The organism is Geotalea daltonii FRC-32 (assembly GCF_000022265.1).
Classification (GTDB): Bacteria; Desulfobacterota; Desulfuromonadia; order Geobacterales; family Geobacteraceae; genus Geotalea; species Geotalea daltonii.
In genome coordinates this window covers 3,118,350-3,131,675 of record NC_011979.1, presented here as the reverse complement: position 1 = coordinate 3,131,675, position 13,326 = coordinate 3,118,350, and the positions used below count along the sequence as shown (strand labels likewise).

9 protein-coding genes are annotated in these 13,326 nt (G+C 50.4%); all 9 read left to right on the top strand.

Going from position 1 to position 13,326, the window contains the following annotated elements; all coding sequences use genetic code 11:
* Window positions 1–61 precede the first annotated feature (61 nt).
* A complete protein-coding gene (locus GEOB_RS20480) occupies window positions 62–757 on the top strand; it encodes a DUF2726 domain-containing protein (protein WP_327049833.1) in 696 nt (231 codons plus the stop codon).
* A gap of 42 nt (window positions 758–799) precedes the next feature.
* On the top strand, window positions 800–3,526 hold the full coding sequence (locus tag GEOB_RS14225; RefSeq protein WP_012647941.1) for a type I restriction endonuclease subunit R: 2,727 nt from the start codon (window positions 800–802) through the stop codon (window positions 3,524–3,526).
* A gap of 18 nt (window positions 3,527–3,544) precedes the next feature.
* On the top strand, window positions 3,545–6,001 hold the full coding sequence (locus GEOB_RS14220) for a type I restriction-modification system subunit M (protein ID WP_012647940.1): 2,457 nt from the start codon (window positions 3,545–3,547) through the stop codon (window positions 5,999–6,001).
* Window positions 5,998–7,932 (top strand): restriction endonuclease subunit S, encoded by a 1,935-nt coding sequence (locus GEOB_RS14215; protein WP_012647939.1) that lies wholly within the window; start codon window positions 5,998–6,000, stop codon window positions 7,930–7,932. The genes GEOB_RS14220 and GEOB_RS14215 overlap by 4 nt, the downstream gene beginning before the upstream one ends.
* On the top strand, window positions 7,932–9,656 hold the full coding sequence (locus tag GEOB_RS14210) for an AAA family ATPase (RefSeq protein WP_012647938.1): 1,725 nt from the start codon (window positions 7,932–7,934) through the stop codon (window positions 9,654–9,656). Before GEOB_RS14215 ends, GEOB_RS14210 begins: the two co-directional genes overlap by 1 nt.
* Window positions 9,649–10,710 (top strand): HNH endonuclease signature motif containing protein, encoded by a 1,062-nt coding sequence (locus GEOB_RS14205; RefSeq protein ID WP_012647937.1) that lies wholly within the window; start codon window positions 9,649–9,651, stop codon window positions 10,708–10,710. Before GEOB_RS14210 ends, GEOB_RS14205 begins: the two co-directional genes overlap by 8 nt.
* A 134-nt stretch (window positions 10,711–10,844) precedes the next feature.
* Entirely contained in the window at window positions 10,845–11,465 is a 621-nt protein-coding gene (locus GEOB_RS14200; protein WP_012647936.1) for a hypothetical protein, read from the top strand.
* Between the two features lie 9 nt (window positions 11,466–11,474).
* Window positions 11,475–12,344, top strand: coding sequence for a GIY-YIG nuclease family protein (locus tag GEOB_RS14195; protein ID WP_012647935.1), 870 nt, complete (start codon window positions 11,475–11,477; stop codon window positions 12,342–12,344).
* A gap of 21 nt (window positions 12,345–12,365) precedes the next feature.
* Complete coding sequence (locus GEOB_RS14190) at window positions 12,366–13,184, top strand: AbiJ-NTD4 domain-containing protein (RefSeq protein WP_012647934.1); 819 nt, start codon at window positions 12,366–12,368, stop codon at window positions 13,182–13,184.
* Window positions 13,185–13,326 lie beyond the last annotated feature (142 nt).

The following is a 13,326-nucleotide window of genomic DNA, read 5'->3' as shown; positions in this document are numbered from 1 at the left end:
GGGCCATGCACTCTTCCAACTTGCAATCTTGCAAGCCTGACACGAATCCGTTTTCCTTGTTATTATTGGAGTCCTTGCTGCTCTGAAGGCGAAAAAGCCTTCAAGTACTGAGAGGCTTGCTTTTGCTGCAAAAGAGCCGCTATTAACGCCCGCTGAACGTTCCTTTTTCGGCGTACTGGAGCAGGCCCTTGATGGAACGTACCGGGTTTTTGTAAAGGTCCGACTGGGTGATCTGGTGAAGCCTGCTAAGGGGCTGTCAAAGAGCAAGGCCACTACAGCGATGAACAAGATCAATCAGAAGCATGTGGACTTTGTCATTTGTTCGGCTGCAGATCTTGCTGTAATTGGGGTGGTGGAACTGGATGACCAGTCCCATGGGCGTGAGGATAGGGCAGGGCGGGATGCCTTCCTTGATCAAGCCTTGGCCGGTGCGAAGATTCCAGTTGTTCATTTCCCGGCAAAGAAGGGATATGTGGTGCAGGAGGTTCGGGCAAAGCTAGCGGAGGTGTTTAAACTTACGCCTCAGTCAACTGCGCCTGGCCAGGCTAAAGTCGAGCTTGCTCCTGTGCAACCTGTGCCTATAGCAGTCACTGAACGAGCCTCTGTACAAGCTGAAGTTGCTGTGCCTGTGTGTCCGAAATGTGAAGCTATTATGGTTAAGCGGCAGGCAAAGAATGGGGCGCACGCGGGGAAGTTATTCTGGGCGTGTTCAATGTATCCAGGATGTCGTCACATAGTGGCAATAGATGTTGAATGAAAGTGTTAATAGATTGAGTTTTATGCTAGGCAGGGATGGCTTATGACACGTAATGAATCCCAAACCCGCCAAGAGATGATTGACCAGCAGCTTGCCAGAGCTGGCTGGGGTGTTAAGTCGCGTGCTGTGGTGGAAGAATTTTTAATTCGTGTCGCTGAGGATGACCCGAAATGGCATGGACAGCACGGCTTTGCTGACTATGCTTTGCTTGGCAGGGACGGTAAGCCAATAGCGATTGTCGAAGCGAAACGGACTGGCCGTGATGCACTTGCCGGCAAGAGGCAGGCCGCTGATTACGCCGACCAAATCAAAAGCCAATTTAGCCATGACCCATTCATATTCCTAACCAATGGCAAAGAAATTCATTTCTGGGATCGTGATCGATACCCTCCCAGAAAGATTGCCGGTTTCTATACCCGTGATGACCTTGAACGCCTCCAACATCAGCGTAAATACGCACAGCCGCTTCATGACATAACGATCAGTCCGACTATTGCCGGCCGCGACTATCAGAACGAAGCTATCCGCCGTGTAACAGAAGGTGTGGATGCTGCCAAGCGCAAGTTTCTGTTGGTGATGGCAACCGGAACTGGTAAGACCAGGACTACTATTGCACTGGTGGACACATTACTGCGTGCAAAGCGTGTGCAACGTGTTCTATTTCTTGCTGACCGCAGAGAGTTGGTTCGTCAGGCGATGGCAGAGTTCAAATCCCATCTGCCGAACGAGAGTCTTGCTCGAATCGAAGGTGGAGAGACTTCTGGTGCGCGCATCCAATTTGCCACTTATCCCAGCATGATGCAGGTCTATTCACGCCTATCCGTAGGGTACTATGACTTGATAATTGCCGATGAAAGTCACCGCTCCATCTATCAGCGCTATAAGGCTATATTTGACCATTTCGATGCAATCCAGCTTGGCCTTACTGCGACTCCTACCGACTATATTGATCACAACACCTTCGCGTTGTTCGATTGTGGCGACGGTACACCTAGCTATTACTACAGCTACGAACAGGCCATCGCCGATAATAACCTGGTGAACTATCGTGTGCTGGATGCGCAAACCAACTTTCAGCTTAGAGGTATTCAGGGTGATACTCTGCCGGAGCCTCTGAAGCAAATGGCCCGTGATCAAGGGGTGGAGCTGGACGAGCTAAACTTCGAGGGAAGTGACATCGAAAAAAGCATCATTAACCAAGCCACCAACGACGCCATGGTGCGAGAGTTCATGGATAAGAGCCGTAAAGACATACGTGGTTTACCCCACAAGTCAATCATCTTTGCAGTCAGCCACGCCCATGCAAAGCGCCTCTATGAAAGTTTCAACCGCCTCTATCCCGAGCTGCAACGCCAAGGGATGGCTGAAATGATCGACAGCCACATGGAACGGGCAGATGCAACGCTAGATGATTTCAAATTCAAAAGTATGCCGCGAGTCGCAATCTCAGTCGACATGCTTGATACCGGTGTCGATATTCCTGCAATCCAGAATCTGGTTTTTGCCAAGCCGGTATTCAGCAAGGTCAAGTTCTGGCAAATGATCGGGCGCGGCACGCGACTACATGCCGACAAGGCAACGGGGGAAATCAAGAAGGACTTCCTAATCATAGACCACTGGAAAAACTTCGCCTACTTCAAACTCAAACCTGATGGTGAGATTGACCACCCCAGCGAACCGTTGCCCGTTCGTCTGTTTCGATTGCGGCTCGAAAAATGGCAACTACTACACGCCCAGCAACAAGACACCCAACCTGCTATCGACGAGTTGCTCACCATGCTGCAATCCTTGCCCAGGCAAAGCATAAATGTCCGCCCGCATTGGGACGAGCTTGATGCACTGGCGCAGCAATGGCCTGCGCCGAGTCAAAGCATGTTGGATCATTTCTCTAAATCAATTGCTCCATTGATGCGTCTTGCACCCTTAGCGGGTTTAGATGAGCTTCAATTTTGCGTTTGGTGCGAACGCCTAACCGTTGCCTGGCTTAAAGGAGACGACGGGGAGCAAGCGAAAATCAGAGAACGCATTCAAGAAACTATTACCAGTCTGGCCGATAACATCCCCGACGTACAGCGTGTTGCTGAGCAGCGTGCCTGGGTCTGTTCAATAGGTTTCTGGCAGCACTTGGACATGCCCCGTCTAATTTCATTACAAACAACATTCGCTCCATTAATGCGCTACCGAACTTCCACACCGGGGCAGACCATAGAAATCAACTTGCCTGATAGCATTACACAGCGCAGCTGGATTATTTACGGACCTACTGGAGAAGGGGCCTTTGCCGAAAGTTATCGTGAACAGGTCGAGGCGCTGGTACATCGTCTTGCCGAGCAGCTTCCAGAGCTAGCTAAACTCAAACAGGGCGAATTCCTGTCAGATGAGGAACTGGAGGGTATTAGCCAAACGCTGAACCAAGCAGACTTGTTTGTAACAGAAGAGACTCTTCGTAAAGCATTCGAAACCCCTACCGCCTCCCTTACAGATTGTCTCCGTCACATTCTTTGTGAAGGCGCCCATCTGCCGAACCGCGAAGAACGCATTAATGCTGCATTTGAAGCATTTATTGCCGAGCATGGCTATCTGCGGGCTAACCAACTGAACTTTCTACGGGCCGTCAAAGCAGCGGTACTCCGCCATGGCCGTATCACAAGAGCAGCGCTCAGTGAGCCGCCGCTTTCGCGCGTTGGCCGCGTTGAATCACTATTTCCCTCGCAAGACATCGAAGAACTTATCGACCTTACCCATCAACTATTGGATGAGGTTGCTTAACTCAAAAGGACAAACTGAATGATCGCTCCGTACATCAAGAAAAAAGTTGATGAACTCTGGAATCGTTTCTGGGCCGCCGGGCTCACCAACCCTTTAGTCGCAGTCGAGCAGATTACCTACCTGTTGTTTCTCAAGCGGCTCGAAGATATTGACCTCAAGCGTCAGCAGCGTGGTCTGCCCTCCATCTACGCAGACAATGAGACGTGCAAATGGGGCTACATCCGCCAGGAGAAAACCAATCCGAGCCATCTCATCAATGTGGTATTCCCTTGGTTACGAGAGCTGGACAAACATTTTAAACCAGAATCCGATGAGCCGAGCGAACTGGCCAGCCTAAACAACCGCATGGCAGACGCTTATTTTCAGCTCGACCCCAGCAAAGGCAAGGTACTATCCGATGCTATCGACGCTGTCGATCAGCTCTTCGCTCGTGCGGGTGAAGGCTCCGCTGCCCAGGACATCATGGGTGACACGTTCGAGTATCTGCTCAGTGAAGTTGCCACGGCGGGTAAGAATGGCCAGTTTCGTACTCCGCGTCATCTGATCCGATTCATGGTGGAGCTGCTTGATCCTGAACCAAGCCAGCGCGTGATTGACCCAGCTGCTGGAACCGGCGGTTTTCTCTTCAGTACCCAGCAGTATCTGATGCGCAAGTACTCGGCGCAGGAGAATCTTGTGTTGGAGTGGGACGGTACACCCCACCGCACTGACGGGGCTGCTGCAACATCAGAGCAATATGCTGCAATTCATCACGGTGCCAACTTCGTAGGTCTTGATAATGACCGTACCATGGCTCGCATCGGTTGGATGAATCTGATACTTCACGACTTGACAGACCCACATCTTCTGCAAGGTGACTCCCTGAGTAAACGAGATGGCAAGCCTGAACTTGCCAGGTTGATGGAGTCCGAAACGTATGACTTTGTCCTTGCCAATCCTCCCTTCACTGGCACGGTGGACAGCAACGATCTGGAGAAGGACAGCAAAATATTCCCTCGTGCCGCAGAGAGGGGCAAGAAGAAGGAAGACGCTATCACCAACAAGAGTGAACTGCTTTTCCTCTGGCTGATGCTCGATCTGCTGCAGGTTGGCGGGCGCTGTGCCGTCATTATTCCCGAGGGGGTGTTGTTCGGCAACACCGATGCCCATGTGCGACTGCGCCGTGAGCTATTGACTGAGCATGTGGTTGAAGGGGTCATCTCGCTACCGGGTGGTGTGTTCCAGCCCTATACCGGTGTCAAGACCTCCATCCTTATCTTCCGTAAAGAGACCCGACGCGACGACAAGCAAACTTTCACCGGTACAACAGCACCACGAACCGAATACGTCTGGTTCTATGAAGTGGAAGAAGATGGCTATTCACTGAATGCAAAACGAAACGAGCAGCCGGGGCAACGTAATGACCTGTGGGATGCGCTGGAGAAATTCAAAGCCTGGCTGAGTCATGGCCGGGAAGGTGCGCAGCGTTATGAAAAGACCCTGCTGCAGCCCAGCTTTCACCCTGAACGCTGGCGTCTGGCACTGCTGCGCGACACAGCCGACAAACTCACCCCGGCAGGTGAAGCATTCGCCGAGTTGCCTGATACCAGTATGTGGGATGGACAGGTCTGGGGGATTCATGAGCTGTTTCCCGAGCTACCGGCCATTCCTCGGGATGCCGAAGAGCAGATACGGGAAGCAGCACTTCAAGCACTGGCCGGGTTAGCCTGCCGGTTCTTCACGCCGATTCTGCAACCGCTCTGCCGGAAGTGGGCCAAAGCCAAGGCAGCCAAGAAGGCGATCACCACCGAGAAGGCACAGACCGAATGGCTGAAAGCCATACGGGTACCGCAACAGGACTTCAACCGCGCTGCACGCGATATGCACAGGTTTTTTGAGCCGGAAGACGGGCCGGCCTTGCCAATGTGGAAGGAACTGGTCAAAGAAGCGCTGAGCACCGCCCTGACCTTTGATGAGTCGCTTAATCCGGAAACCATGGCCTCGCTGCCCGAGCAGGAGCCCATAGCTGATCTGGCTGCTGAAATGGCCGCCATCGCCCGTGAAGTCGCCAAACTAGACGGCTTCGATGTCATGCTACGCAGCCCGGCGGTTGACCAGACCCGCGTGTTGAAAGCTACCAAGCACTGGGTAGTGCCGGTGCGTGCCTGGGCACAAAATGAAGAATGGAAATCCGAAGACGGCCAACTGACTGGCTCCCACGCCGCCGACGGCGTGGTGCGGCCCGCCTACGTCGAGGCGATGCTGGCAGCGGGACTCTACGATGACAAAGGCGCACTCAAAGACGACCTGCTCGATCCCGACTGCATCGAAGCCCGCGAATGGAACCTATCCGCCGGGCAGTACAAACCGTTTGATTTTACGCAACTCAAAAGCGACAAGAGTGTTGTGCAGTTAATTGGTGAGCTGAAGACCAACGAGCAGCGGATCATTAGCGGGCTGGACAAGCTTCTGGCGATGGTGGAGGGGCGGGAATGAGGTTGCCGGAAAGCTGGAGAGTTGCGACAGTTGGAAATGTCTTACTTGATCTGCAGCCAGGATTTGCGCAAAAACCTGGCGAAGAAGATGACGGCACAACCCCGCAGATTCGCACTCACAATGTCACTCCAGACGGAAAAATAACGCTCGAAGGCATCAAGCACATATCGGCCAGTGCCAAGGAGACAGCACGATACAAGTTGATGATGGGCGATGTCGTCTTCAACAACACCAACAGTGAAGAGTGGGTAGGCAAGACTGCAGTGTTTAATCAGGAAGGCGAATACGTCTTTTCCAATCATATGACGCGTCTTCGCCCGCATCCCGAATTGGTAACGCCTGAGTATTTAGCCTTTTATCTACACCAACTATGGGCGATAGGTTACTCCAAGACTCGGGCCAAGCGGTGGGTCAGTCAGGCTGGAATAGAGAGCAAGGCGATTGCTTCGTTCAAACTATCTCTCCCCACTCTCCCCGAACAGCACCGCATTATTGATGTGCTGCGGCAGGCACAGGATTTAAGAAGTCAGAAGGAACAGGTACTTAAACTTTCAGCTGAGCTTGCCAAGGCACTTTTTGAGCAGCACTTTGGTATCGCTGGGGCTTCTTCCGCCTGGCCTATGGAACCGTTTGGTAAGCACACCACTTATAGCAAATACGGTCCACGTTTTCCGGACCAGCAGTATAGTGACTCGGGCATACATATCCTTCGGACGACGGATATGAACAATGATGGAACAATCCGGTGGTGGGAAGCACCAAAATTAGCTCTTACGGAAGGACAAATCCAAGAGCACGCATTAAAGCCCGGAACATTGGTCGTCAGTCGGAGTGGTACTATTGGGCCGTTTGCACTGTTTGATGGACAGGAGGGGCGGTGTGTGGCGGGAGCTTATCTGATCGAGTTCGGATTAGCTGATTCAGTCCAGCCTGAGTATGTTCGCGCGCTTTTCGCAACACCGTACGTTCAGCAGATGCTGAAGAAGGCTGTTCGCAGTGTAGCACAGCCAAACATAAATGCTCCGAACATCCAATCCATAAAAATTCCGGTTCCTCCCCTGGAAATCCAAGAAGCGTTCGCAGTTCAAATCAAGCAAGTTCGCGCCTGGACAAGCGAAATTGTGAAATCTGCAAGCAAGATCGATGAAGTTATACGCGCTGTGGTGGGAGAAGCATTTTCGGGTGAATTGACAGCTCAGTGGCGGGGGATGCATGCCTCAGAGATTACCACAGCCACAATATGTCGCGATCAGTTGCTAAACGCTCGCGGTGCAAAAACCCGCAGCCCCGCCGCTGAACCTAAGCCTAGCCTACCTCCAGACGTGGATTCAGAACGCTCAGCCCGCCATTGGCTATTGGGCGAATTGAGCGAGTTCCAGCGCCAGGTTTTGTCCACCTTTAAAGCTTATTATGAGCAAAACGATCAACTGCCACTTCTGGTCGAGGACCCTGACGAGTTCACTCATTTTTGCGATGACGATGAAGTGATGGAGCGCCTGCAAAATTTTGGACCCGCCTTAAATAATCGTATCCGCCGTACTTTGAGTCAGCTATCCGCTCTGGGCCTAATTGCCAAAGTTACTCTGCCTAAGCAAAATCTTGAATCCGGGGAGCGCGAATACCTCAAAGCATTCCGCCCGCTGCGTGAAGCGGAGTACACACGTCTGGCCGATGTCGCTACCTTACGTAAGGCATTATCATCAGGTATGACCTCGTACTATTTCACAGTTGGGGTAGATTACGAAACCTCAGAGCATGCCGGTGCCGGTGGAATGTTCCAGGTGACGGAACTTCGTGATGATAATGACAAAGACTGCACTCATTTAGTAGTTGACCGAGGTAAGCACTACAGCAACCTGGATGATCTGGTTTACGACATTGCCGAACGTCTAGGTGTGAGTGTAGATCAAGTACAATTGGAGGAGGTGTAATGCGCCTACGCTATCTGCATCTCCAAAATTATCCGCCAATCTCGGACATAAACGTCTGCTTTGCCAGCGGCTCACCTCTCGGGCGTAATTGTGCTATTCGTTTTGTGGTAGGTCTCAATGGTAGCGGAAAATCTAACCTGCTTCGCGCTGTTGCCGAGGTGTTTTTGGCGCTGTCCGATCTACGAGTGCCGCCTTTCCCAGTCAGCTTGATATATGAGCTGGGGATACGGGGTTCAAAAACCCACCGCACCCTTTTGTTACACTGCCCCGGTACTAGAAGCAAGGCGAGCCTATGGCTCCACGAATCTTTCGTCTTCGATGATCAGAACGGTCAAGAAGTATTTGAAACATGCGTTGAGCATTTAGAGCTTGAAGGAATGCCTAGTGTTCCGGGTTTTTCCGCTTTAATTAAGCCAGGACATTGGCCTTTGCGTAATACTACGCCGCCGCTCATAGCACTTCCCTCGGCTGTATTAGCTTATACCACGGGAGAGTTGCGTCCTTGGCTTTCCGTATGGAACCGTAACCAGGATGCGCAAGGCTTGCTGGAGGACATGGAAGAGAGCCTTGCTGATGAACGGCCTGCTGGCTGGACAAAAGCTCAAGAGTTAGCGATAGAAGCAGCTCGGAAGGAGACGGGCGGCATAGAGCGATCTGATAGGGAAACGGCTGCCAGAGAGGTTGATTCCTTTCGCCGTCCAATTCTGCTTGATGCCACGTTGCTCAAGTGTGCACTTCTGGCGGTGGCATTGCCTCACGCACTTAAAGGGAGCGCCCAACAAGATGCAGCGTTACAAAACTTGCTGGAACGAGGAAGTTGGCACCATCTGGTCTCGGTGGGGTTTCGCAGCCATTTACAAGCAAACAGCTGGGATCGAAAATTGTGCGAGACGGCCCATGACTGGTGGCTGTGCGCCGGGGAGGTTATTGCGGAACCTCATCCTATAGAAACCCGTCGTACTCTGTTATTTGACCTGAAAGGCACCTTCAGTGCGCAGGAGCTGGCCACACGCGTTGCGACCGATGCCCTTGTCACCTGCGCGACCCAAGGGGAAGCGCTGTTGGCCCTGCTTGGCGGTGCAGATGTTACGCCTTTCGAGTTATTCACTCGCCTGCTGGAGCTGAATCAGTCTGGCTTGTTCGACGATGTACTCTTGCGCCTTCGAATCCGGCCTGTGCCGGAACCAGGCACCGATAATGATGGACAGGACATAGGCGTGCTGCGCTACGAAGAACTCTCGGATGGCGAGCAGATGGTGCTGGGACGCATGGCGCTGTTTCATCTACTGGATGGGCAACAGGATGCTCTATTGTTGCTTGACGAGCCGGAAACGCATTTTAATGACAAGTGGAAGCGTGAAATCGTTGACATAATCGACGAAGCCATAGGCAATACCGCCAATGATGTGCTGATTTCCACTCATTCTGCAATTGTTTTGACCGACGTGTTTAGTGAAGAAATCATTTTACTTGAAAAGCAGGATTACAATGTGCAGCGTATTACTCTTAGTTCACCCACTTTTGGTGCCGATCCAGGTGAAGTTATGATGCGGATATTTGATTCACCTGATAGTGTGGGAAAACGCGCTCAAGAATGGTTGGACAATAAGGAATGGGCAGCAATGACGACCGAAGAGCTTGAAACCTTTATTTCGAAAGTTGGCCCTGGCTTTTACCGTACTGAATTGAGGACACTGCTGAACGAGAGGAAACGCAATGCTTAGAACGATTACTCTCGTTTGCCAGCCAGCACTTGACGCTTGTCATTCTCTTCAAACAAGTCTCATCCTTTGGTTGTGCGAGGCAACTCGTGTTGCAGCGGATGTCACTGCAGCTAATTTGCGTGCCTTGCATGCAAGCCCTATTGTTGGTGATTGGTTGGTCGCATTTCTTAATAAAGAACATAAAGAAAAGACTTTGCTTTCCAGAGCAATAACAATCGCGGCTCTGTCGGTGACGGAAAAAAACAGCTTAGTTTGTTGGTTGGATGCGAGTAACAATACGGCAAATCAGTTTCAGAATCCTCCTCCAGCTTGGCCAATTAAACCGGTTTGTAGTGATGATGGTTGGAACGCAGTTAAAGAGCTTTTGATAGAGTTTTACAATAAAGGGCTAGGGGAGGGCGTACCTTTTGATCAAAATGGAGATCCTGTTGCAGCAGGAGGTGTTAACAGGCAATCGTTTGCTGATGCATTTAAAGCTGAACATGGTGAAAGATCATGCATATTGTGCGATGGTCCATTCGTATCTCCAGAAGTAGACCACTGGATTGCGAAGAAACACTTCCCGGGGCTATCTACAGCATCACACAATCTTATCCCCATTTGCCATGATTGTAATAAACGAGCAAATAAAGGAGAAAAACCCGTTTGGGATAATGCAGGGAATGCGTTTGATGAATGGTTTCACCCGGTGTTCCGTTCAGCCCATGGATGTTTTGAGCCACGTCACCAGATGACGCAGATTAAGATAATGCCAACGGCAGTTGAGCACACTGAACGAGTTAAGAGGCTCGATCGGTTGATCAACCTTTCCAGTCGCTGGACATCTGAATTCAAAATGCAAACACGTTCTTATAAAAACAGTCTTCGAGGACAGATACGTAGAGGCTCAATTCAAGCAACAACTGTTGATATTGGTTCTGAGCTGCAGGAGCTGCAGCTAAAAATTGCTGACGAAAATCCCCCTGAAGCAAATAATATTATCAGAAATCTGACATTAACCATCATGCAGGAGCCAGCAAAGCTTGAAGCATTGCTGACGGAGCTTACGACATAAAATGTGGAGGTTGTGAGTGGCTGACACAAGGGTGCAATTAGAAGTCGAAGATTGGGTCCGTCGTGAATGGATGCAGAAGCAGTTCGGCATGCCGTTTTATCGAGAAAGGATTCTTTTGACGTCCGGTGGCTATTTTGACTTTTGATGCAGTAAGTCCGAATGGAACTGTTGCTGCCACCATCGCAACAAGTGGAGCGAAGACTGCCTCGGGTATCGCGAGGAATCTTTTCGAGGCACCAAATTCTATTATCTACCCATCTGAAGATTTGGCTGACGCTGATGAATTGGCCCGGCTAAAAGGTCTAATCCTCTGGCTTGCCTGGGACAGTGGCATCCGCGTTACATTGAAAAAGCCATATCAGGAGTCGAGCGAAGAACGGGACGAGAGGGTCCGTACTAATGCTCTTATGGTCGCCCTTGCTCAGGTTATAAAGGGTGATAAGGTAGTTGAAGAAGAAGCAAAAGCAAGCATTGGACCCATGAGTTCAAGTGAGATGGACTGGCTGAACTGGGTTCTGGCTACTGGTGAAACCTTACATGGTATGGTGATTGATCCTGGCTTGATGATAGGCGCAAAAAGCGCCGGGCTAGGGGGTATAGCACTGGTGCCATCGAAGCCAGATCTGGGAGTTCGGGTGATTCTGAGGGAAGATGCAACAAAAACCTCCCTGGTGTATTTTGCTGCTAGTAAGGACCATATTGCATATCAGACTAAAGTTATAAAAACTGCACCATTTGAAATGTTGATGATCTAAGGAGGCGAAATGCCAGAAAGACCATTTTCGATCAAGATATTCCTGCCTTATGGCCAACCTGACGGGCTTCGCATTGTTGACAAGTCAAACTGGACTGGGCGAGGCGTTGTTTTTCCACGCTCATTACTCCCCGACATCAAGAAAAGAGATGAATTTCAGGAAACGGGCGTATATGTGCTGGTAGGACCATCAGAAGAGGGTGAGCTGCCAAGGATTTACATTGGTGAAGGAGATCCTGTTAAGGGGCGACTTGAGCAACATTTTTCGAAAAAAGACTTTTGGACTTGGGCCATGTTTTTCGTCTCGAAAGATCGATCGCTGAACAAGGCGCATGTGCAGCATCTGGAAGCACAGCTAGTTCGTATAGCGCGGGAAGCTAAGAGGTCATTTTTCGACAATCTCAATGAGCCACAGAATCCTTCCCTTTCCGAAGCAGAAGTTGCAGATGTGGAAAGTTTTTTGGAGGACATGCTCAGCATCTTTCCTTTGGTCGGCCTCAGTGCCTTCCAGAGAGTCGAGTCAACGAACGTAGGGAAACACCAGCTACTGACATTAGAATCGAAAGGGATAAAGGCCACTGGCTATGAATCTCCCGAAGGATTCAATATTAAAGAAGGGTCGCAGGCAGTGAAGGCGGAAGTACCTTCAATCCATCACTATATGTCTGTTCTTAGGCGTGAATTGCGAGAGACCGGGGTGCTTACCGAAAAAGGAGATGTTTTAGAATTTACTCAAGACTACTTTTTTAACTCTCCTTCAACCGCTGCAGGTGTTGCTCTTGGGAGAAGTGCTAACGGCAGAATTGAGTGGAAGAACAGCAAAGGGGAGACGTTGAAGCAGATTCAAGAGAAGGCTGCCGAAGGCAACGGAGCAGCGTAATCAGGAATTGAAGGTGAAGTCATGAGTGATTTGTTCTCAAAAAGATTTGGTTATCGTCAGGCTTCCGAGGCTGAAATCACAGTTCGAGAAGATGCCCCCCATGAACTGCGTGGTGTCGTAATCCAAGTTGCATATCAATGCGGTTTTGGTCCCTCAAACCTTCGTTCTCTTTTGTGCGGCATCCTCAGAAAGAGACCCGACACGAGCAACTGGTCTGAATACCCGAATATTGACAGGGAAGTTCGTGAGTTGATAGACAATTGTGAGTGGTTTCGCGTTTATGATGTAATCGAGGGAATCGCGCAATGTATGAACGAGACACCTTTTTCATATGCACCCGAGAAATTTCAGTATGAAATGAATGAATACTTCATCGAAAATGGGATTGGTTGGAAACTTACAGAAGCAGGTATTGAGATAAGAGGTCCCGCTACCTTTGAGCAGACATTTCACAATGCCGTTGAACAGCTTCAAGGATCAGGCTTCTTTGTGGCTAAAAACGAGTTGAAAGAGTCACTTCACGATCTATCGCGACGTCCTGTGCCTGATATTACTGGAGCAATTCAGCATTCAATGGCCGCAATGGAGTGTGTTGCAAGAGAGGCCTGTGGCGATAAGAAGGCCACTCTCGGTGATATTATGAAGCGATATGCTGGGCTGATTCCACGCCCTCTTGATGATGCTGTTTCAAAGGCTTGGGGATTCGCTTCCGAAAACGCACGTCATCTACGGGAAACTAGCAATCCTTCTTTTGACGAAGCAGAACTCATAGTAGGAATGTCTTGCGCCATTGCATCATATTTGGCAAAGAAGAATCAACAGGTACCGCTGGGAAAATAAAATTCCCATACTGTACGCCATTGGCACCTTACTACCGTGAAGCAGTCAAGGCTCTACTGCTATATGGCAAAATCATCCGGACGCGACATCTCAGCATGCAGAACAATCAAATCCTGCCATGAGGAGCGCTATTTTTTACGAA